The organism is Shewanella sp. 1311 (assembly GCF_059338235.1).
In genome coordinates, this window is sequence record NZ_CM181686.1 from 4,963,856 (window position 1) to 4,986,893 (window position 23,038).

General features: G+C 47.0%; 16 protein-coding genes and 1 pseudogene. 8 read left to right on the forward strand and 9 right to left on the reverse strand.

The features are described from left to right. Positions 1 to 28: 28 nt before the first annotated feature. The gene (gene hisD, locus AC5YB3_RS21800; RefSeq protein WP_494526156.1) at positions 29 to 1,330 is read right to left on the reverse strand and encodes a histidinol dehydrogenase; all 1,302 of its coding nucleotides are present in this window, start codon (positions 1,328 to 1,330) and stop codon (positions 29 to 31) included. A gap of 3 nt (positions 1,331 to 1,333) precedes the next feature. Continuing rightward, positions 1,334 to 2,233 carry an ATP phosphoribosyltransferase gene (gene hisG / locus AC5YB3_RS21805; RefSeq protein WP_006086295.1) on the reverse strand — a complete coding sequence of 300 codons (900 nt, stop codon included), beginning with the start codon at positions 2,231 to 2,233 and terminating at the stop codon, positions 1,334 to 1,336. 1,115 nt (positions 2,234 to 3,348) lie between these two features. Between hisG and yoaA the strand changes: the two genes are divergently transcribed. After that, positions 3,349 to 5,358: a DNA repair helicase YoaA gene (gene yoaA / locus AC5YB3_RS21810; protein ID WP_494526157.1), complete on the forward strand. Its 2,010-nt coding sequence runs from the start codon at positions 3,349 to 3,351 to the stop codon at positions 5,356 to 5,358. Between the two features lie 112 nt (positions 5,359 to 5,470). Here the strand turns inward: yoaA and AC5YB3_RS21815 are convergent, their stop codons facing one another. Then, complete coding sequence (locus AC5YB3_RS21815) at positions 5,471 to 7,459, reverse strand: TonB-dependent receptor domain-containing protein (RefSeq protein WP_494526158.1); 1,989 nt, start codon at positions 7,457 to 7,459, stop codon at positions 5,471 to 5,473. 458 nt (positions 7,460 to 7,917) lie between these two features. Here AC5YB3_RS21815 and AC5YB3_RS21820 point away from each other — a divergent pair, with 458 nt between their 5' ends. Continuing rightward, on the forward strand, positions 7,918 to 8,496 hold the full coding sequence (locus AC5YB3_RS21820; RefSeq protein ID WP_427749003.1) for a DUF4440 domain-containing protein: 579 nt from the start codon (positions 7,918 to 7,920) through the stop codon (positions 8,494 to 8,496). 51 nt (positions 8,497 to 8,547) lie between these two features. Here the strand turns inward: AC5YB3_RS21820 and AC5YB3_RS21825 are convergent, their stop codons facing one another. Next, positions 8,548 to 9,195, reverse strand: coding sequence for a DUF938 domain-containing protein (locus AC5YB3_RS21825; RefSeq protein WP_494526159.1), 648 nt, complete (start codon positions 9,193 to 9,195; stop codon positions 8,548 to 8,550). 490 nt (positions 9,196 to 9,685) lie between these two features. Here AC5YB3_RS21825 and AC5YB3_RS21830 point away from each other — a divergent pair, with 490 nt between their 5' ends. Next, the gene (locus tag AC5YB3_RS21830) at positions 9,686 to 10,975 is read left to right on the forward strand and encodes an NAD(P)/FAD-dependent oxidoreductase (protein ID WP_494526160.1); all 1,290 of its coding nucleotides are present in this window, start codon (positions 9,686 to 9,688) and stop codon (positions 10,973 to 10,975) included. 153 nt (positions 10,976 to 11,128) lie between these two features. Here AC5YB3_RS21830 and AC5YB3_RS21835 read toward each other — a convergent pair whose 3' ends face one another. Continuing rightward, complete coding sequence (locus AC5YB3_RS21835) at positions 11,129 to 12,007, reverse strand: LysR family transcriptional regulator (protein ID WP_427650104.1); 879 nt, start codon at positions 12,005 to 12,007, stop codon at positions 11,129 to 11,131. 230 nt (positions 12,008 to 12,237) lie between these two features. Between AC5YB3_RS21835 and AC5YB3_RS21840 the strand changes: the two genes are divergently transcribed. Together AC5YB3_RS21840 and fghA are read left to right on the forward strand one after the other, a co-directional pair. Continuing rightward, positions 12,238 to 13,377 carry an S-(hydroxymethyl)glutathione dehydrogenase/class III alcohol dehydrogenase gene (locus tag AC5YB3_RS21840; protein WP_006081880.1) on the forward strand — a complete coding sequence of 380 codons (1,140 nt, stop codon included), beginning with the start codon at positions 12,238 to 12,240 and terminating at the stop codon, positions 13,375 to 13,377. Between the two features lie 162 nt (positions 13,378 to 13,539). Continuing rightward, on the forward strand, positions 13,540 to 14,382 hold the full coding sequence (fghA, locus tag AC5YB3_RS21845; RefSeq protein ID WP_259529221.1) for an S-formylglutathione hydrolase: 843 nt from the start codon (positions 13,540 to 13,542) through the stop codon (positions 14,380 to 14,382). A gap of 111 nt (positions 14,383 to 14,493) precedes the next feature. Here fghA and AC5YB3_RS21850 read toward each other — a convergent pair whose 3' ends face one another. Next, a complete protein-coding gene (locus AC5YB3_RS21850) occupies positions 14,494 to 15,870 on the reverse strand; it encodes an L-serine ammonia-lyase (RefSeq protein WP_006086305.1) in 1,377 nt (458 codons plus the stop codon). A gap of 385 nt (positions 15,871 to 16,255) precedes the next feature. On the opposite strand from AC5YB3_RS21850, the gene nagZ reads away from it, so the two are divergent. Continuing rightward, positions 16,256 to 17,284 (forward strand): beta-N-acetylhexosaminidase, encoded by a 1,029-nt coding sequence (gene nagZ / locus AC5YB3_RS21855; protein WP_494526161.1) that lies wholly within the window; start codon positions 16,256 to 16,258, stop codon positions 17,282 to 17,284. Between the two features lie 79 nt (positions 17,285 to 17,363). Continuing rightward, positions 17,364 to 17,903: an alpha/beta hydrolase YcfP gene (gene ycfP, locus AC5YB3_RS21860; protein WP_494526162.1), complete on the forward strand. Its 540-nt coding sequence runs from the start codon at positions 17,364 to 17,366 to the stop codon at positions 17,901 to 17,903. Positions 17,904 to 19,157: 1,254 nt separating this feature from the next. On the opposite strand, the gene AC5YB3_RS21865 is transcribed toward ycfP, so the two are convergent. Then, positions 19,158 to 19,544: a hypothetical protein gene (locus AC5YB3_RS21865; protein ID WP_494526163.1), complete on the reverse strand. Its 387-nt coding sequence runs from the start codon at positions 19,542 to 19,544 to the stop codon at positions 19,158 to 19,160. 208 nt (positions 19,545 to 19,752) lie between these two features. Continuing rightward, positions 19,753 to 20,730: a transposase gene (locus AC5YB3_RS21870; RefSeq protein ID WP_494526164.1), complete on the reverse strand. Its 978-nt coding sequence runs from the start codon at positions 20,728 to 20,730 to the stop codon at positions 19,753 to 19,755. 79 nt (positions 20,731 to 20,809) lie between these two features. Between AC5YB3_RS21870 and AC5YB3_RS21875 the strand changes: the two are divergent. Further along, positions 20,810 to 20,962, forward strand: a pseudogene (locus tag AC5YB3_RS21875) (YqiA/YcfP family alpha/beta fold hydrolase); the annotation flags it as partial. Positions 20,963 to 21,581: 619 nt separating this feature from the next. On the opposite strand, the gene AC5YB3_RS21880 reads toward AC5YB3_RS21875, so the two are convergent. Further along, complete coding sequence (locus AC5YB3_RS21880) at positions 21,582 to 22,166, reverse strand: hypothetical protein (RefSeq protein WP_242326179.1); 585 nt, start codon at positions 22,164 to 22,166, stop codon at positions 21,582 to 21,584. Positions 22,167 to 23,038 lie beyond the last annotated feature (872 nt).

Sequence of the window (23,038 nt, forward strand, 5' to 3'; positions counted from 1 at the left end):
TATTTTCAATCACTTAAGATTAAGCAGATCATTTTTCTAGGCTAGCTAGGCGAATGGCGACGGCATTTTTGTGCGCATCGAGCAATTCGTTACTGGCTAACGTCATGACCGCTTGCCCCAATCCGATTAAACCCTTAGCGCTGAGTTCCTGCACAGTAAAGCGGCGGCTAAAGTCGGCTAATGACAGGCTCGACACGGCGCGGCTGTAACCGTAAGTCGGCAGCACGTGGTTGGTGCCACTGGCATAATCGCCAACTGATTCCGGCGTATAAGTGCCTAAAAATACCGAGCCAGCGGCGCGAATGTTTTTCAGCACCTCACGGGGAAAGCGCGTTTGAATGATCAAGTGCTCAGGCCCATATTGATTGGAAACCTGCGCGGCTTGCAGCATATCGTCCACAACCAAAGTACGACTGCTCAATAGCGCCGTTGCCGCGATATCACAACGCGGCAGGACGGCAAGTTGTCTCGTCAGTGCGTCATTCACTCCGTCCGCGATAGCTTGCGAATCCGTCACTAAAATCACTTGTGAATCAGGGCCGTGCTCCGCTTGCGAAAGTAAATCGGCGGCGATAAATTCGCAATTAGCGTCGCTATCGGCAATCACCAACACCTCAGAAGGGCCTGCCGGCATATCGATACACACAGTGCAGCGGCCATCCTGTGACACTAAGCGTTTAGCTTCCGTCACGTAGCGATTACCAGGACCAAAAATCTTATCAACCGCCGGAATCGTTTCCGTGCCAAAGGCCAGTGCCGCAATGGCCTGCGCGCCGCCCACTTGATAGATTTCGGTGATCCCACAGGCATTGGCGGCATAGATAATGGCATCGTTGATCGGCGGTGGGCTGACCAATACTCTTTGTTCGCAGCCGGCGATCTTGGCGGGCAGGGCAAGCATCATCACGGTAGAAATTAATGGTGCGCTGCCACCGGGGATATATAAACCCACTTTTTCAATCGGTTCGCTACGTAGTTCGCAGCGTACTCCCGCCTCGGTCTCCATATCAATCGGGCGAAATTGCTGGGCGCTGTGAAACACATCTATGTTCGCCATGGCTTTGGATATCGCCGCTTTCAGCTCTGGCGATACCCGTGCGCTTGCCGCAGCTATTTCGGCTTCGCCCATACGGAGTTCACCAATCTTAGCGCTATTGAAGCCATCAAATTTTTGATTAAATTCTTGAATGGCGGCATCACCCCGCGTCGCCACCGCATCGAGAATGGCGCGAACGCTTTGCTCTAAGCCACTGTCACCGATTAAGGGCGAGCGTTTCAGCGCCGTTTTCTGCTCGGCGGTTGATAAGGTTGACCAAGTTAGGATTTCCATACATTACCCCATCATTTTTTCAATCGGCATGACCAGAATCGAGCTGGCACCGAGTGCGGTCAGCTGTTCCATGGTATCCCAGAACAAATCTTCAGTACTGACGGCGTGGATAGCGACGCGGTTAGTATCATCATTTAATGGCAATACGGTGGGGTTTTCAGCGCCGGGCAGCAGGGCGACGATTTGATCTAAGGTTTCGGTTGGCGCGTGCAGCAGGATGTATTTGCTCTCACGGGCGCGGATAACGCCATTGACGCGGGAAAGAATCTTGTCGATGAGTGCTTGTTTAGTCGGCGTTTGGGTTTGGGTCGATTGAATGATGCAGGCCATAGAGCGGTAAATTACTTCGGTTTCGTATAAACCGTTGGCTTCTAAGGTTGCGCCCGTCGACACAAGATCACAAATACCATCGGCAAGGCCGGCACGTGGGGCGACTTCAACCGAGCCTTTTAACATACAGTCGCGATAAGTTATGCCTTTTTGTTGCATAAAACGGCGCAGCAGGTTCGGGTAAGAAGTGGCGATGCGTAATCCTTCTAAAGAGGAGGCATCGGCGTAACTGAATTCTGTTGGTACGGCTAACGAGAGGCGACATGAACCGAAATCTAACTGACGCAGTTTGAGGCAGTCTGCGGGCTTGTTCAGGGTTTGACGCTCGATTTGTTCCTCTTCGAGCACGTTTTCACCGATGATCCCCATATCAACCACGCCGTCCATCACCAATCCTGGGATATCATCATCACGAACACGCAGTAAATCGATAGGCATATTGTCGGCGTGAGCAATAAGGCGTTGTTCATTAATGGAAAATTTAACACCACAGCTTTTTAGCAGTTGCTGAGAGTCAGTAGAAAGACGGCCAGATTTTTGGATGGCGATGCGTAAACGGTTCGATTCAGTCATAGTGTTATCTCGCTCAAAAGTATCAAAATTAAAAGATTCAAAATGTGTTGTTTAATCGGTTTAATACGCCTTGCCGTTCAATGGGCTCTAGCTAAGAGCTCTAGTTAAGTGCTCTAGCTAACGTATTGATAATTTGTGAAATATCTAAAATTTCTATTTAAATTAAAATCAAAATTAAAACCAAAATTAACGCCTAAATGCAAAAACCCCCGGAATTCCTTCCAGGGGTTTATGATCATCTTGAATCAGTCCGCCAGAAGGATATAGTCCTCCGGCAGTGAGCGTCCGAAGGCTACCGCATATGGTGGTGATGGTGGTGGATAGCGTTCAGTAGTGGGCTCATTTTACTCTCTCGGTATTTAACTTTATTGACTCAACTGCTCAAAATACAGTAAAGCGTTGAATGCGTTGTTACGGACGTCTATCCGTATAAGTGGATTTAAACTAACCGCTTTTATGAGCCTTTGCAACAGCAATTTTGAATTAAATGAGAATATTTATGCGTTTTTGTGAAAGGCTGGTGGTTATCGCTAAATAAAGCCATTGAGCATATTTGTTGAGGGGATGTTGAAAGTGGACCGAAATGTGTTGGTAAGTCGTGCCGAACTAGCATCAGCGTAATCTGTTCCAATGACCGAGAAAGTCGTGAAGTCAATGTGTATGTAATCATTAAGCACAGTCATTCCAGTGACACGCCGTGAATATATCCATATATGCCGCCGTCGAGCCTTCAGCGACGAGTTTATGGCGAGTCACTGGTGAAACAATGGCAACTAATGCTGCGCGTACTCAAGTATTTTGTTTTGGGAGCTTTGTATCAAAACTGACGACCCATAATGAACAGCTTTAAATGGAGGCTCATGTATGGCGCGAGGGAAAGAACCCGCGAAATTATCCTTGCTAACTTGTAGTCTTATCTCAAATCAGCATAATGCTTCGAGCTGTTAAGCTTAACGCTATTGTTTATGTTAGCGGCTTGCGGCACTAACCAGTGCTTGTGGTTAAGTAAAGTCATCACAATGCACTCGCTCAGCAGCCCACAGCAGCTTATAGTGTGGCCTTACTACATTTTTTATAACGCTCCCTAACACCTTGATAAAGGATTGATTCTCCCTTTGACTCGCACCCGCCAACCGACATCAAAGCATGCTCCCTCAAAAGAAACAGTGGCTAAGCCTGCTGCCTCAAAAGGCGCTGCTGCGGTGAGCCGACTCGCGGGCGAAGTGCAACGGGCATTTTTGCCCGATGGAGTATTGTCTAAGCACATTCAAGGGTTTAGTGCGCGCACAAGCCAAATGCAGATGGCGCAGCAAGTGAGTGAGGCGATAGCGGCGAAGAGTAATGTGGTGATTGAGGCGGGCACAGGGGTGGGTAAAACCTTTGCATATTTGATCCCCGCGATATTGAGCGGTAAGCAAGTTATCGTTAGTACCGGCAGTAAAAATCTGCAAGAGCAGTTGTTTTTTAAAGATTTACCCGCGCTGGTCGCCATGTTGGGAATTGAGCCCAAACTGGCGCTGCTAAAGGGGCGCAATAATTATCTGTGCCAGTGGCGACTCGATAAGCAAATGAGCGAGGCGACACATATCGATGCGCGTTTATTGGATGATTTGTTGAAAATAAATCAGTGGGCGAGCACCTGTAAAGATGGCGATATTGGCGGCTTGACCTCAGTACCTGAGAATTCCTCGGCGCTGCCGCTCGTGGTCAGTACCAAAGAAAGCTGTATTGGCAAGCGTTGCGATTTTTATGATGCCTGCTTTACTCGCAAGGCGCGCAGCCGAGCCATGGATGCCAAAATCATTGTGGTTAACCACCATTTGTTTTTCGCCGATAGCGTACTCAAAGACACGGGCTTTGCTGAGTTACTGCCCGATCCCGACGTGGTGATTTTCGATGAAGCGCATTTATTACCCGATATTTGCGTTAACTATTTTGGTCAGCAATGTTCGAGTCGTACTATCGATGATTTTATTCAAAAGCTACTCGCTATTTATCAGACCGAACTCAGTGATACGGGGCAACTCGCCCAATTTTGTCAGCGTTGCCTCGCTAAATTAAGTGACTGGCATAATCAGTTATATTCCTGCGGTGAATCCGACTGGCGTTTAGTGCTGGGCAATAAAGCGCTCGCGGCGGCGTCATGGGATTTATTAGCGGAATTAACTGCGCTGCAGAATTTATTAATGGCCCATATTGGCCGCAGTGAATTGTTAGATGATATCGCCATCAAGTTGGCGGAGCTGAATAACAAGCTCAGTGTGTTTTTTAACTGTGATAATAATCTGGCTGCCTACAGCATTGAATTTGGTAGTCGTTTTGTGGTGCTGCGAATTTCACCAATCAATATTGCCCGTGAGTGCCAGCAGTTATTTGTGCCTGAAACCAGCTGGATATTTACCTCGGCAACTTTGCAGGTTAACCGCAGTCTTGTTCATTTTGCCCGAGAAATGGGTATCGTTGATGCGCAGCAAAGTATTCTCGACAGTCCCTTCGATTATCCCCGCCAAGCGGTATTTTGTGTGCCGAGACAACTTGGGAGCGTGACCAATCAACAGCAAGCGTTAAAGCAGTTGGTGGATGTGTGCGTGCAAGCGATAGATGCGGCGCAGGGACGGACTTTTATTTTATTTACCAGCCATAAAATGCTCGAACAAGCGGCGCTGGCACTGCGAACTCGCACTCAGTATCCGCTGCTGGTACAAGGTCAAGCGGGTAAACAGAGTCTGCTGACGAAGTTTCGCCAACTCGGCAATGCGGTATTACTCGGCACCAGTAGTTTTTGGGAAGGGGTGGATGTGCGCGGCAAATTGTTAAGCTGCGTGATCATCGACAAATTACCTTTTGTGTCGCCCGATGAGCCCCTGTATCGTGCCCGAGCCGACAATGTGAGTCGTCAGGGACTCGATCCTTTTACTGAAGTGTCCTTACCTCAGGCGATTATTGCGCTGAAACAAGGTGTTGGCCGTCTGATTCGCGATGAAAAAGATCGCGGTGTGCTGATCCTTTGTGATAATCGCATTGTGAATCGCTATTACGGCCAAGCCTTTTTAAACTCACTGCCGCCGATGGCGCGCACCCGTGACTTAGATAAAGCGCTGGAATTTTTAAGGCAGATCCCTTGAGGAAGTGTTCTAAAAGTTCGAAAGCTTACAACGAATTCATAAACAACGGGCTGGCGAGAGTTTCGCAAGCCCGTTTTTATCTAGATAAACCCATGTCTGTGGCTGATTGCTATTAGAAACTTGCCGTCACGCCCGCATAAATACTGCGGCTCTTTTGAATGTAATCAAGATCGGTAGCCACTTGGTCGCGCTCAGCATCCGTTAGGTTAGTGACGCCGAGTTTGACTCTGAACATAGGATTAATTTGGTAATTCGCGCCTAGGTCGAGTGAACCATAACCCGTCGATTTTACATTGGTGCGCAAATACTGATCGCCAGTATAGTGGTAGGCGATAAAGGTGGATAAGCCCTCCAATGCCTGCCATTGCAGTTTCAGGTTGTAGCTGTCATCCGGCGTTAGGGTAAAAGGCGCGCCATTTTGCTTATCTTCGGCATCGGTTTTACTGTAATTACCGCTAAAGCTGACTGTGTCGCTTACATCGTACCAAGCTTGTAATTCCCAACCTGTGATCTTAGCTTCGTTCACGTTTTGGTAAGTTAATACAGCACCAGGGACTCTATTCCAAGTTTCGGTGATAATTTTATTTTCTACATCGTTATGGAAGTAGGTGATCGAGCCACCAAAATCCGTAGTTTGATATTGGGTCGATAATTCGTAGTTCACTGAGGTTTCGGGTTGAAGATCAGGATTTCCCGCAACGGTACAGGCGCCACGACAAGCGGGGATAATATAATCGGCTTGGGATTGCGCCATATTTGGCGCTTTAAAGGCTTTGCCGCCACCACCTTTAATGACCCATTCAGAGCTTAAGTTATACACCAAATACAAGCGTGGGCTAAATTCGGTGCCGTACACATCGTGGTGATCGACGCGCCCACCTAAGGTGATATTGAGTTCGCCTAAGCTAAATTCATCTTGTAGATACAATGCCGATTGGCTGTCGTCTAAGGTGCCATCACCTAAAATATTGCGGCTATTTTCGAGCTGGGTCCAACGGTATTCTGCGCCGCTGGTTAACATGTGATCCCCAAGTAGTACTGTGGTTTGGCCGTCGAGATTGTGGTTGGTTTGGGTGATATTACCAATTTCGGCGATTAACGCTGAGTCGTCAGTTACCTCAACATTTTCATAGTAATAGCGCAGGCGAGTATCGCCCCAATTCCAGTGGCCATTGTGGGTTAAACCTGAGCTTATCCGCTCGGCTTGCTGGTTATTGGTGAGGATAGTGCCGTAGTTATTCCAATCCGACTCGCGTTCGTCGTTGGCGTAACTTAAATCAAATTGCAGATCTTGCTGGCTATCAATCAACCATTGCAGGTTAGCGAGGGCGCTGATTTCATCTCTGTCTTCTAACGCATCGATTGTGGGTTTTAAATCTGAGCGCCAGGCATCACGTTGATTGCTGTCGACGATTAAGTTTGCCAGCAGTTTATCTTTGATTAGCGCGCCGCTGGTGTAGAAATTGTACTTAGTGCTGTCGCCACCTTTGCCGCTGGTGGGCGAATCGTATTGCACGCCGACACTGGTCTGCCAGTCGTCAGTGGGTTGGCGCAAAATCACGTTAACCACGCCGCCTAAGGCTTCGGAGCCATACAGGGAGGACATAGGCCCGCGCACGACTTCGATACGCTCAATGGCAGACATTGGAATAGAGGACAAGTCAAAATCGTTGCCATAACCGGAGGTTAGTGCTTCGCGGGAGTTGACTCGGCGACCGTTGATTAAGATCAGCGTGTAGTCAGAATCCAGTCCGCGCAGGCTAATTTCATTGCGACCATAGGGCGTGCCTTCACTGATATTCACGCCCTGTAAATAACGCACTGCACTGGCCAGATCGTCGATCACTAGCGCTTCGAGTTCACTGCGGTTAATCACAGACACAGAAGCGGGCGCCGACAGTTCCGAATGCTGAGTTTGCGTAGCTGTGATCACCATACGTTCCATTTCTGGCGTGGCATCTTGGGGAGCTGCGGCAGTTGCCCATGCAGCGGGTAACAACAGGCTTAAGCCAATGGCGCGCGATAGCAGGCTCAGTTTAGGAGACAGAGTTGCACCGGATGTATGACTTGTTTTGCGAGTACGGCAGATAAAGCGGGACATATCATTCTTCCTTGGATAATTTCGGCGAATGATAATTATTCTTAAATAGTGCATCAAGAGCGCAGATCCCGCTTTTGTGTAAAAACTATGTAAATTTTGCTCTTTAATAACAGTATGATAGCGGGTATGTCTGTTGAGGGGGCTGCTTGCACTACCAAGCTGATGTTGCTGAGAAACAAATATGAGAAAGCGAGTGTGATCAGCGAATACGAAATAGCTTATGCGAAAAAGCGAAACGCTGAGGTGGGGTAAATCGCGCAAAAATAGTGAGATTAGCCACAAGTTGTCGGCAGCTTCTACAGATTAACTCAAGCCGTAATTATATTTGCATGATTTTAAAGGGTATTTTAATTGGCATACGCTTTGCTGATACTTCTGCTGCAGATGTGTGGCGCTATGCAGTTTTGTGATGTGGATCGTCGCCATAAAAATTTACAGCCAACATTCACGGAGAGAATATGAATCCAGCATTTTATAGCCTAGCCACAGTCGCCGTTTTAACTTTGTCACTCGCCACTACCGAACCGGCTGTTGCCACAGATGCGCCTACACTAGCTAAAGCCGCATCGGATAAAACCGCTGAGGCTTCACATGCAGGCATTTCGCAACCCGCGACTGCGTTAGAAGATACCTTATCTGCCCAAATTGCAGCTGTGGATTTTGCCGTGTTTGATAGCTTCAATAAGTGCGCAGCCCCCGCTGAACTTAAGAAACACGCTGCGTTTTTCACTGAAGATGTGGAGTTTTACCACGACACGGGCGGCGTGACGTGGAACCGCAAGGATATGATCGCCAATACAGAAAAATATGCCTGTGGTCATTACCGCCGTGAGTTAGTTGCGGGCACGATGAAAGTGTTTCCGGTGAAAGAGTTTGGCGCAATAGAGCAAGGCGTTCACCGTTTTTGCAGTTTTGAAACCGGCAGCTGTGATGGCCTAGCCGACTTTGTGATCGTGTGGTGCAAACAGGATGAAGAGTGGAAAGCCACTCGAGTGCTGAGTTATGGACACAGAACCGCTGAGGCCAAAACGGACTAAACCATTAAACTAAAGCTAGCTTTTAACAAGAAACGAGCCCCTAACAAAATGCTAGCCTCTAACAAAATGCAGCAGTCGATTATTGGCGGGCATAGCTACATCTTGCTTGAGTGTTAAGCCTTGCTCGCTGGCTAAACTGCAAATCCATTCGATATCGCGAATGCCGCTGGCGGGATCGCGCTGTTTTAAAAAGCTATCGAATTGGCGATTGCTGTCACTGCTAAATTCGCCTTGGTAGTTAAAGGGGCCGTAAATGCACAGGGTCTTGAGTTGGGGGAGATACAGACCAAGACCAGTAAAAAACGCTTCAACCATATTTTTGCTCATAATATGCAAAGTGTTCGCAGTAAATACGCTATCAATATCAGGTGTTAATCCCTCCACTGGCCATGGCGCGGTAACATCAAGGATAAGCGGTAAAGCTAGATTTTCTCCAGCATTGAATAGCCCGCCTTCTTGCTCACACCTTGCGCTAATGCCACCAATATACTCAGCTTGATCGCTGGTTTGCCAGATTAAATGGGGAAGATTTGCTGCAAAAAATACGGCATGTTGGCCAGTGCCACTGCCGATTTCGAGCACATGTTGGTTGAGTGAGAATGCTTGCGTTAATACGGCTAAAATCGGCGCTTTGTTGTTTTCGCACGCTTGGGAAAACGGCAGTTGGGTAAGTGGCTGGACAATTGGCAATCGTTGCATAATGGACTCTAGGTTGCTGAGATTAAAAGAGGATGACGCCGTACAAGCCTATCTTAAACCAGCAAAAAGCATAAGGCTTAAAAGATAAAATGAGCCACGCCTTAATATTCGGCGCCTAAGCTCATGTTCTTAATCTCTGGCTGCTTAATCTCTAGCTCCATAATAACAGGGCCGCCATTTCAGATACTTTCATCTCAAGCTTTTCGATTTCAGGCTCGTCAAGCAGGAGCCAGCCCAACTCCCTTTGTTATGTCCAGCAAGCGGTTAGCACAATCCACTGTTGACCTCGATCTCAACTCAGATATACTCTCAAATTCTGAACGCTTGTAAAAAATATAAAACAACCGTCGGGGGAAACGTGTTAACACTCGCGCCTATAAACTAAGACTCAACACCCATTACCAGCACACAGCTTTTAGTACTTAACGTTCAACACTCAACTTTTAATATTTAACTTTTAACACTTAACTTTCAACATCAAGGAATGACTATGCCAGCAGAGCGTTGCGCCTCCTACTACAATGCCACCATAAACCAAGAGTCGGATTATCCTGAGCTTGAAGGCGACATTCGCGTCGATGTGGCGATTGTCGGTGGCGGGTTTACCGGTGTAGCAACGGCGCTGGAATTATCCGAGAAGGGCTACAAGGTGGCGCTTATTGAGGCCAACAAAATTGCGTGGGGCGCAACCGGACGCAACGGTGGGCAGGTGACCGGCAGTTTGTCTGGCGATGCCGCGATGACAAAACAACTGCGTCGTCAGATTGGTAATGAAGCTGAAGATTATGTGTGGAATTTACGTTGGCGCGGTCATGACATTATTAAAAATCGGGTGGCCAAGTACGGCATAGAGTGTGATTTAAAATTTGGTCATATACAAACCGCTTACCAGCCAAAGCACATGCAGGAGCTTAGGGCTATGCATGATGAAGCGCAACGTCGCGGCATAGGGGAGTTTATGACCTTGGTCTCCGCCGATGAAATGCCCGCCTATTTAGGCTCGCCCTTGTATCACGGTGGCTTAGTCAATCGGCGCAACATGCATTTACACTCAGTGAATTTATGTCTTGGTGAGGCCCGCGCCGCAGCAGGTCTTGGGGCGTTGATCTTTGAAAACTCGCCCGTGCTCGATATTGAGGAGGGCGATCTTGCTACCGTTGTCACCGCCAAGGGAAAAGTGCGCGCCAATAGCGTGCTGATCGCGGGGAATGCCTACCATAAACTTGCGCGTCCTCAACTACGTGGCATGTTATTTCCAGCGTCCTTAGGCAATTGTGCCACGGCGATTCTGCCCGATGAGATCGCTTCGCAGATTAATCCGCAGGATTTAGCCGTGTACGATTGTCGCTTTGTGCTGGATTACTATCGCCTGACTGCAGATAAACGGTTGATGTTCGGCGGCGGCACTAACTATAGCGGCCGCGATCCTAAAAATGTGGCGGCGGAATTACGGCCTGCAATTGAGCGCACGTTTCCACAATTAAAGGGCGTTGATATCGAATTTGCGTGGGCGGGAATGGCGGGGATTGTGATTAACCGTATCCCGCAGCTCGGCAAAGTGTCGCCTAATGTGTTCTATTGCCAAGGATATTCAGGACATGGGGTGGCGACATCGCACATTATGGCCGAGATCATGGCCAATGCGATGGACGGGCAATTGCGTGAGTTTGATTTGTTTGCCGCCATGCGCCATATCCGCATTCCGTTAAATGAATGGTTCGGCAATCAAGCGCTGGCGTTAGGCATGTTGTATTACACCTTGCGGGAAAACTGGCGCTAGTTTGCGGCGTCTTGTCTGTTATCGCTTCGTTTGTTCGAACTGAGTAATCCGCTCAACAACAGACGGCTCCACAATAAACCTCTCAGCAATAGATTTTTTAGCAACAGACTGCTCCACAAAATACTGCTCAACAACCAGCTGTTCAGAAAAAGATTAGTCCTGTTCGATGAGTTTTTCGGCGAGGTAATCGACCAATACGCGGATCTTGGCCGACAGGTGGCGATTTTGTGGATAGAGCGCCCAAATGCCTTCTTTGGCTTCGCGGTGACCGTCGAGTAAGGACAGTAAACGTCCAGCTTGAATATCTTCTTCAATATAATAATCAGGCAGTTGTACTATACCAATTCCCTTTAGCGCAGCATCCCTTAATGCGTAGCCGCTGTTACAATTGAGATTGCCGCGCACTTTGATATTGCGTTCGCGACCATTCTCCACAAAGCGCCAGTAATTGTGATTACCAATCAAGCAATTGTGCTGGTTAAGCTCTGATAGCGTATGGGGCTGGCCGTATTTTTCCACATAACTCGGTGAGGCGGCCACATAGTGAGTACGGCTGCTGAGCGGTTTGGCCATTAAACTCGAATCGGCGAGTTTGCCGAGGCGAATGGCCAGATCATAACCGCCTTCAATCAAGTCCAAGGTGCGATTAGTGAGGTCGACGCTAAACTCAACACTGGGATATTGCACCATAAAATCATTGAGTAACGGCATGATAAATTTTTCGCCATAGGCCACGGGAGCGGTGAGCTTGACTAGGCCTTGGGGTGAGTCCTTTAGGTTTGAGATGGCGCGCTCGGCTTCTTCTAACCCGGTTTGTAATTGGCGGCAATGACGATAATAAATGGTGCCTTCTTCGGTTAGCGACACTTTGCGAGTAGTGCGGTAAAACAGCTTAGTGCCGAGGCGATTCTCTAAGGCGCTGACTTGGCGGCTCACGTGGGCGGTGGAGATATTCAGTCGCTGCGCCGCTAAGGTAAAACTTTCAGCCTCAGCCACTGCGACAAACTCAGAAATGCCATCCCAGAGATACATTGTTGTTGCTCAGTAAAAATGAATTGCTTGAATACTAGATTGTCTCTCGCTGAGAAACAAATACAATCTTACTATTCATTAGCATCAGTGCAGTAGCATCAGTGCAATCGGTATCAGCGTATGCTGAGTCGGTATGTTTGAGCCAATATGTTTGAACCAAGATGCTTTAGCTTAAGTAGAATCGATTACAACAATAATTTTCTCTTATTACCTATCAAGGGACGGTAACAATGTCGAACGAAAAACCGCAGTTTATTAAATCAAAGGCCGCTGTTGCTTGGGGACCAGGACAACCACTGAAGATTGAAGAAGTGGATGTGATGTTACCAAAAGCGGGCGAAGTCTTAGTGCGCATTGTGGCCACAGGCGTGTGTCACACGGACGCGTTTACCCTGAGCGGTGACGATCCAGAAGGGGTATTCCCGGCGATTCTAGGCCACGAAGGCGGCGGTATCGTTGAGCAAGTGGGCGAGGGCGTGACCAGTGTGCAAGTGGGCGATCATGTGATCCCACTTTATACTCCCGAGTGCGGCGAGTGTAAGTTCTGCCTATCGGGCAAAACTAACCTGTGCCAAAAAATTCGCGCGACCCAAGGTAAGGGCTTAATGCCCGATGGCACCACGCGTTTTTATCTCGATGGTAAACCTATTTTCCATTATATGGGTTGCTCGACCTTCTCTGAATATACTGTGCTGCCTGAAATCTCATTGGCTAAAGTCAATAAGAGCGCGCCATTAGAAGAAATTTGTCTGTTAGGTTGTGGCGTGACTACCGGCATGGGCGCTGTGATGAACACGGCCAAAGTGGAAGAAGGCGCAACCGTGGCGATTTTCGGCCTCGGCGGTATTGGTTTATCGGCGATCATTGGCGCGACTATGGCAAAAGCCAGCCGCATTATCGCCATTGATATCAACGAGTCTAAGTTCGAGTTAGCCAAAAAACTCGGCGCGACCGATTGCATCAACCCTAAATTACTCGATAAGCCCATCCAAGAGGTGATCGTTGAGATGACCGACGGCGGCGTAGATTACTCATTTGAGTGTATCGGCAACGTCAACGTGATGCGCAGCGCTTTAGAGTGTTGTCATAAGGGCTGGGGCGAGTCGGTAATCATCGGTGTTGCCGGTGCAGGGCAAGAGATTTCAACTCGTCCATTCCAATTAGTTACTGGCCGAGTGTGGCGCGGTTCTGCTTTTGGTGGCGTGAAAGGGCGTTCTGAACTGCCACACATTGTTGAGCGTTATATGGCGGGTGAGTTTAAGCTCGATGACTTTATCACTCACACTATGGGGCTTGAGCAAATCAATGAAGCGTTCGAGCTGATGCACGAAGGTAAGAGCATCCGTAGTGTGATCCATTTTGATAAATAAGCGATTTTGTACGCTAACTTGATGCTTCACTTTGATGTGACAAACCGGCAGACAGGTGACAATCTGTCTGCTGTGTTGCACTGAGCAGATGACAAACGCTAAGACAAATGACATGACTAACGCTAAGACAAGCGCTAAAAGATTGAGCTTAAAAGGACTTGTATGACCATAGAAAATATCAGTTGTAACAAGAGTTTCGGCGGTTGGCATAAGCAATATCGCCATCAATCTCAGTCGTTAAACTGCGAGATGCGCTTTGCGATTTATCTGCCACCTGAAGCGGTGAATAAACCTGTGCCTGTGCTGTATTGGCTCTCAGGTCTAACCTGTACCGATGAAAACTTTATGCAGAAGGCGGGCGCGCAGCGCATGGCGGCTGAACTTGGGATGGCGATTGTTGCCCCTGATACCAGTCCTCGCGGTGATGATGTGCCCGATGCAGCGGACAAAGCCTACGATTTAGGCTTAGGAGCGGGTTTTTACCTCAATGCGACCAAAGTACCGTGGAATCGTCATTACAAAATGTACGATTACATAGTCCACGAGTTGCCCGCGTTGATTGAAGCCCATTTTCCTGTGACTACCCAGCGCGCCATCTCCGGCCATTCGATGGGTGGCCATGGTGCTTTGGTGATTGGCCTGAGTAATCCGCACAGATACAGCTCCATTTCGGCCTTTAGTCCGATTTCGAATCCAAGTAATGCGCCTTGGGGTATTAAAGCCTTCAGTGAGTACTTAGGTGAGAATCGTGAACACTGGCGCCAGTACGATGCCTGTGAGTTGCTCAAGCTCGCCATTGCCGAGGTGCCAGTTATGATTGATCAAGGTGAAGCCGATAGCTTTTTAGACACCCAATTAATGCCACAATCGCTGGTGGACATTGCCAATGCTAAGGGCTATCCCTTAGATGTGCGGATGCAACCGGGGTACGATCACAGCTACTACTTCATCGCGAGCTTTATTGAAGAACACCTTAAGTTCCATAGTTTGTACTTTAAGCCCTGAATCGTCGATTCAGCAGTCACGCCGATGAGCTAAAACAAAAATGCCGCTACTCAGTGAGTTGCGGCATTTTTTATGATGCAGTTTAAGCGATTAGTAGGAGTGAATTAACACTCAGCACTCAACAATGTTGACCGCTAGGCCGCCTTTGGCGGTTTCTTTGTATTTGCTGCGCATATCTCTGCCGGTATCCATCATGGTTTTGATCACTTTATCCAGTGAAACCTTGTGGTGACCGTCACCGCGTAGGGCCATACGAGAGGCGTTGATCGCTTTGATCGCGCCCATGGCATTACGTTCGATACAAGGTACTTGCACTAGGCCGCCCACAGGATCGCAGGTTAAGCCTAAGTTATGTTCCATGCCGATTTCAGCTGCATTTTCAACGTGCTCAATCGTGCCGCCCATGATTTCAGTCAGTGCGCCAGCGGCCATAGAACAGGCTACGCCAACTTCACCTTGGCAACCCACTTCGGCGCCAGAAATTGAGGCATTCTTCTTGTACAAAATACCAATCGCGGCGGCGGTTAACAGGTAACGGGCGCAGACATCGATATCCACTTCTTGTACGAAGGTATCGTAATAGCATAATACTGCAGGGATAATTCCCGCAGCGCCGTTTGTTGGCGCCGTCACGACGCGAGCGCCAGCCGCATTTTGCTCGTTTACTGACAGGGCGAATAAATCAACCCAATCCATTGCGGTTAATGGATCGACGTTGTTACGGCCTTCGGCTTTCAAACGACGGTACAGGGCAGGGGCGCGGCGACGCAGTTTTAAGCCACCAGGTAAAATGCCTTCTTTTTGATAACCGCGTTCGATACAGGTTTTCATGGTCTGCCAAATGTTCCACAGCTTGGCTTTGACTTCATCTTCTGTGGCTAAACTCAGTTCGTTCGCCATCATCAAAGAAGAAATGCTCAGACCTTGCTCGCCACACAATTCTAATAACTGTGCTGCGCTGCCAAAATCAAAAGGTGCTGCTTCAATTGGTGATGCAGGTGATGCATTACGTTGGCTGATTTCGTCTTCATCTAAGATAAAGCCGCCGCCGACAGAATAATAAGTGCGCTCGAAAATACACTCATCTTTACAATAAGCGTATAAGGTCATGGCGTTGGCGTGTGCTGGCAAGGTTTTGCGTCTGTGGTAAGTAATGCCTTGCTCGCGGGTAAATTTAACCACTTTGCCACAGTGCAGGGTTAAGGTTTCGTCCTTGGAGACGTGCTCTAAAATGCCGTCGATACTGTCAGTGTCTACGGTTTCTGGATCTTCACCCATTAAGCCTAAAATCACTGCTTTGCCCGTGCCGTGGCCTTTGCCTGTTTGGCCGAGGGAGCCAAAGAGCTCGGCTCTTAATTCATCAATCTGGGTCACGAGTCCTGAGTCAGTCAGGTTTTGCATAAAAATTTTGCCCGCTTTCATTGGGCCGACAGTATGTGAACTCGATGGACCTATGCCGATCTTGAACATGTCAAATACGCTAATCATGATAGAAGTCCTGTTGTGTCTTGTTTATTATTTTAGTCTGAGTGCATGGGATTGCTCGCTCTGCAGATTGAAGCACGCTAATCTTCAACGTGAACTCTGGTCAATGGCGGCGCTCTTTCATGCGAAATCTGCTTGTGTGATACTCTAACCTCAGTATCCCATAGATTAGCGTGACAATTCACATTAGTTTTTTTAATTCGATATAGTTCGGATAAGCTGAACTTAATTGGGACTTTTTTGCTGGCCATTTTATGGCCAAGAATACAGGCTTTAAACGCGCTACAAGGGCAGATGGTTCGCTTTTTTGAGCATTTTTGTGAGCGCGGACTACTTATGGCTTGAGTGGTTGTTTTTTGAGTATTAATGAAATTTTTTAGGGAGAAGTATGAGCTATTTAATGTTGGACCTACTGTCGTTGGACGTCAGTGAGGCAGAATCTGAGATGCTACGCCATCCACAGGTGGGTGGTTTAATTCTATTTTCCCGCAATTTTTCAAGCCGTGATCAGTTGATCCATCTGGTACAACAGATACGCCAAATCCGCCCTGAGCTATTAATTGCCGTCGATCATGAGGGTGGTCGAGTACAACGCTTCCGCGATGGCTTTACCATTATTCCCGCTATGGGCGATATTCTACCCGCAGCAAAGGGCGATATAGCGTTAGCCAAACGTTGGGCCTGTGAGCTCGGTTTCTTGATGGCGATTGAACTACTGGCCTGCGATATCGACTTAAGTTTCGCGCCCGTGTTGGACTTAAACGGCGTGAGTCAAGTCATAAGTAAACGCAGCTTTAGCCCAGAGCCCGCTGAGGTCATTACACTGGCCGAAAGCTTTATTGCGGGCATGGCCGCAGCTGGCATGGGCGCCGTGGGTAAACATTTCCCCGGACACGGCAGTGTAGTGGCGGATTCGCACTACGAGAAACCGATTGACGAGCGCGATGCCGAGGCGATTTTTGCAAAGGATATCCTGCCGTTTAAAGAATTGATCGCAAGAGAAAAGTTATTAGGCGTGATGCCCGCGCACGTGGTTTACCCTAAAGTTGACCCCAATTCTGCGGGTTTTTCTGAATACTGGCTAAAACAAGTGCTGCGCAAAGATCTTGGCTTTAACGGTGTGATTTTCTCCGACGATCTAGGCATGCAAGGCGCAGGATTTGCGGGCGATTACCGTGCAAGGGCCAGCGCCGCCTTAGCCGCTGGTTGCGATATGATTTTAGTGTGCAATGACAATGCGGGCGTGATGTCGCTACTCGATGGCTTTACATGGCCAGCGAGCGCGCCGCAGCATCCTGCAAGTTTACTCAAGCCCAATGCCGCACAAACGGCCGCAGCGCTCGATAACACCGCCCGTTGGGAAAACGCGAAACAGCTTGCGGAGCAAATTTGTTTGGCCCAACAGGCGAAAGTTTGATGTAGCGCAAGGTGTGAGATCACTCTTTTGCTAGGGTTAGTTAATTCACTGTAATCAAAAATGATTAAAAGGCCTTGATATGATTTTCTATCTTCATGGATTTGATGCGACTAGCCCAGGTAATCACGAAAAAATGCGTCAGTTGCAGTTTATCGACCCTGACGTACGTTTGATCAGTTACAGCACCTTGCACCCTAAGCACGACATGCAACACTTGCTCAAGGAAGTCGCCAAGCAAATGAAGCATAGCGACGATCCCGCGCCGTTAATGGTTGGCGTGGGACTCGGCGCTTATTGGGCCGAACGCATTGGTTTTTTAAATGGGCTTAAATCTGTGCTGATTAATCCTAATTTGCACCCAGAAGATAATATGCAGGGCAAGATTGACCGCCCAGAAGAATATGCCGATATTGCTAATAAGTGCGTGTCGCAATTTCGTGAAAAAAATACTCACAAGGCCATGTGCATATTTTCGGTTAATGATGAGATGTTTGATAATCAGCAACTCGCCAGTGAATTAAGCGCCTATTATTCGATTGATTGGGATGACGTTCAGCCCCACAAATTCCACCAACTCGCCGCCCATCTCCCCAAAATAAAAGCCTTTAAATTGGCTTAATTGATATCGATTGGATAAAGGTAACACTCCTCTTTTTATATTTAAGAGGGGAGTGGGTTTATCTCATCGGCTATTCCGCCTTATAGTTTTGGCTTTCGTACTTCATGTGGCGCATCTTGCGACTTTGAATATTAGCGTGACTATGGGTATATATTTAAGTAGGGCATATTGAGGGCTCTAGATTATAAAATCGACTATATTGGTTTTGGATAGAAATGTGTTGGTAACCAGCGCGGGGGATCGGCAACTTTGGTTTTGGGTTTTGGGTTTTGGGTTTTGGGTTTTGGGTTTTGGGTTTTAGAGGTTTAGCGTTGGCTGGTATCCACGCATATAGGCTTGCCATGGCATTGACTCATCGACTCGCAGCCAGTCCGTCCGTGGATGCTCGACCGCCCCGTCCATGGGGTGGACGGTCGTCTCGCCAATCACCATGGCTCACCTTTCGTGCATTCACGTAACCTGTAGATTTAAAAGACATACGCAACACACTTTTGGACAAAACCTTGCTAGATTTTTTACTCTAACTCATTGGTTTCGGATTAATATTTGTAAGGCGATTATTGAACGTTAGTATCAAACCCGATAAACAAGCCATCCATTTTCTTTGCATGAACTTAAGCGAATAATCTCCAAAAACTCATTTGGTCAAAACTCGCAGCAGACTGAGCAGCTCAAAACGGTAGAAGTGATCACTCTTAGACAGCAGAAGCGATCATTTTCTCCAGAGCCGCCAAGTAGCGGCGCTGCACCAAACTGCCCGCCCTGCTGGCAAACACTGATCAGTTCTACTGGTAACGACTGCCCAGAGCGCTGGCAAAATTGCCCTGTATCAGGCAAGAAAAAGCTCCCAAGGAAATGGAGCTGATAGAAATTAGAGCTGCCTCATAATGGGCCACGTAATGTAGGTCGATAGTGGCATATAGAAAAATAGAAAAACAAAAAAATATGTACACTTTTTGATCTTTTTGCTTACTTCTTCACTGTGGAAATCTATATCTCTAAACAGACCTTTCTTACTGACATATAATTCAAAAATAATACCCAACATGATTGCAGAACCAATTATCACGTACATGATATTGGAACTTTCGAACTTTAAATATTTTAGTAACAGAACTAACCAAGGCATGAGAGGAAATAAGATAAATAGCTCAACTTGAGCGACAGCAAGACTACAAGCACGATCGTCTGACGTACCATGACGTCTTGCGTACGCCCACCCACCAATTAGAAAGTCGTCAAAGAAAAAAGTTTTCATAATTTAATCACCGGTACCCCAAAAATCTGTTTCATTGTATTCACAGGGTCTTCTCGCCATCCTTTCTGGATATTATGTGTATCAATTTCTTTTGAAAATTGCGATATACCTCTATTGGCGTCTTTATTCGCCTGTATCCATCCGCCTGGATATGTAACATCTACTACCGAATAACCAATGGATAGAGCTGTACCCACTCCTCCGCCCCGCAAGCCAACAAGAGCCATACTAACATCAACACCTGACTTGACTACAGCTTCTATCAAAGTAACATCTTTGTTCAGGGCACTAGATGCCCCAGAGGCAAGCAGACCGACGAGAGTGACTTGCGGTGACAATTTGGGAGCTAGCTTAGAGCCATCTAAGAAAAAAAATCTGGCCATCCATTTTAGATCAACAACATAATGCACTTTTGGTTTGTCTACAACTTGTACGAGCTAAAATTGCTTAAATGAGAGTCATCAAAAGTTGAAGGGCTAAAGCTAAAGCATAAAAATGAGCTAACTCATTAAAAAATGGTGTATTTAAGACATACTAACCCACCCAATAAAACAAATGGGCAGTGATTGGTTTGGTTAAGCAGTATTACAGTTAGTTGCTGTGAAAGTGCTGACAGCTTGCCGCAAAGTGCCGTCGTCGCTTTTCTAGATGTTCACAGTAATCAGTGAGTGCTTGCAGCGTACCCACCGGACCATGAAATAGCCTGCCAAACTCAGTGGTGAGCTTAAGCCAATTGTCATGTGGGATATTTAATCTTGCCAGTAACTTAGCGCTATTTACACTGATTGCCCCACGTTTATCACTTCGAATTATTCGACCTGTATCATCGACCAATTCAAGGTAATCCGATAATAAAAACGCAATGCCATTGGGCTGGTTGTCGCGCTCATTACCGATAAAAGGCAGTAGATTTTTAGGTTGCTCACCTTTTAATGCAGCCCGAATACGCAACTGGATACTGGCATGGTCGGATTGTTCTGGTGTATCAGCCAGTTGCGCTCTAATAGGATTCAAATCAACATAGGCCATACAAGTTAACACAGCGGCTTCATCGAGCAGGGCTTGCGATTTAAAGCGACCTTCCCAGAAACGACCTGTACAGTTATCTTCTTGATTTGCTTGTCTTGCTATCGGTTCATTAAGGCAGCGCATAAACCATGAAATATCGCATAATCGGCTGCGGTAAATTGCGATTGAATGCTTTAATCTGTGAACTTCATGCGCCTCAACTAACTCACCTTTGGCGAATTTGTGCGTTAATTCATCGCCTTTAAACAGCTTATGCCACTGCTCAAGTACTTCGCGGTCAGTCCAACGATTGGCGCTGTCGATATCGACCCGCAGCACCACATGCAGATGATTGGACATCACTGCAAAGGCCGCCACATCAATGGCAAAAACCGCTTCGAGTTCAAACAGTAGCAATTCTACCCAAGCGTGGCGATGGTCATAATTTTTTCCCGAATAGGCATCATCGCCACACAAAAATGCACGCCGCACCACGCGGCTACAGCAATGGTAATAAGGCGTGTCTTCAACACTTATCTGAGTTCTGCGAGGGCGCGGCATACAAACCTCCTTGTTAAATGCTTAACCAAGCATAGTCGGAGGTTAATTACCATGCCATTAAGACTGGATGTCCATTTTTCTTTTCTCAGTGAATGATGAGATGTTCGATAATAAGCAACTCGCCAGTGAATTAAGCGCCTATTATTCGATTGATTGGGATGACGTTCAACCCCACAAATTCCCCCAACTCGCCGCACATCTGCCCAAAATAAAAGCCTTTAAGTTGGCTTGATTGATATCGATTGAATAAAAGTATCACTCCTCTTTTTCTATTTAAGAGGGGAGTGGATTTATCTCATCGGCTATTCCGCCTTATGGTTTTGGCTTTCGTACTTCATGTGGCGCATCTTGCGACTTTGAATATTAGCGTGACTATGGGTATATATTTAAGTAGGGCATATTGAGGGCTCTAGATTATAAAATCGACTATATTGGTTTTGGATAGAAATGTGTTGGTAACCAGCGCGGGGGATCGGCAACTTTGGTTTTGGGTTTTGGGTTTTGGGTTTTAGGTTTTAGAGGTTTAGCGTTGGCTGGTATCCACGCATATAGGCTTGCCATGGCATTGACTCACCGACTCGCAGCCAGTCCGTCCGTGGATGCACGACCGCCCCGTCCATGTGGCGGACGGTCGTCTCGCCAATCACCATGGCTCACCTTTCGTGCATTCACGTAACCTGTAGATTTAAAAGACATACGCAACACACTTTGAACATTTCCGAGTTAGACTTTTAGTTCGAATTAGTGAGTTTCGAATTAAAATTTCTATGGTCAACGCCGCGAGCACACGTCGGAGGTAACTGGCGCTTTTTTTGCCCCGCAAGTTGCCTGAGGTCTTGTGTCTTGCCTTGTTAGCTTCTTGCTTCCCAGCCATCTTTACCATGAGAATATAGTTCCACTTTCATGTCTTCATTCCAACTTTCAGGATGAGGTACAAATGCTAAGAAGTAATTATCGCCATCTTCCGGTACTGCACCACTCAGTATTGATAACGCCCAATTTTTTATACTTTTACTATGAGAGAGTATCAATAACTTATTTTCTGATCGAGCCATGGCCAATTTACTAAAATCGATTATAGAAGCGCGACTATCGCTTCTTTGAAATTCACTTTCAATAGCCCATTCCATTTTATTCACATAGATTAGCTGCTTCTTGTTTGACGCAGAAGGTATAGATTTAACATTCACAACACTAATATCAAAAAGCAATTCATTTAATTTAAATTCGCTTCTATTATCAGAATAATCTGCTGAAAAAACTCTGTATTCAGTTTGAACATATTCTTCTCTAAATGATGCTGCGATGTTTTTCACCCAAGCTTTACTTCTAGCCGCATGAAATAATCTAGGCTTAGAATAATTTGAACTTATACATTCTTGAAATGCATCTCTTAACGAATTCTGCAATTTTTCTAAAAGCATCGATTTATCCATGAAGCTAACGTCTTAGTATTTATGCGCTGCGCTGTTTGCAGAGCATAAATCGCTTGTTGGACTTGGCCGCTGCCACATCCATGTCAATTGGTATGAATGATGCTATAGGAATTTGCTTTTTTACGGTAGCGGTTTTTTATACAGCTTGGTGAGTAATCACTTGATATCGTTTTAGCTTTCTCATTTTTCGCTATTATTTTTTGATGATGAATAGCTATCTAACGACTCAAAACTCCAAGGAATACACCTCCCCTCGGAGTTGCCGCAGGGCGAATAGACAAATTGCGTGAGTTCGGTCATGGATGACGACTAGCTTTCGCAGGTGCAGGGACGCATCCTTCGGAAGCGATAGCAAATTTGGCAATGAGCACAAGGGGCTTTCAACTCCGTTAGGGGCGTCTTGGAGCATCCAAGGAGGATAGGACGAGCAGTCCTCCTTGGTCGGGTGTGGGGTGAAGCCCCACGACTTTGATTTTGATTAAAGCATTCAAACTACGAAACACACTTTGGGGCAAAAGCTGTTTAGGGCTGATTTGTGTATTAATGGCTTAGTTAAGCTTGACCTTGTTGCAACCGTGACCGTTGGTAACATGGCCGCTCTTTCACATCTGACCGATAGGGATATGGGAAATGTCTATGATGTTGGGAACATCTTAGACCATGTGAACGCGGCATTTACACTTCCGTGTGCTGCAGATGTTATCGTCGAGCCCAAAGGGATACTTCTTATTAAATAAAAAGACGGTGAGTCACTGGGTAAATAATGACAATTAATACAGCAGAACTAGCTTTGCGCATCAGTTCTTTATGTTGTAATTCGTCATTAAGAACTTGCCTAAGATAGGTATTGCCCTACCTGTGACGATCTAAAA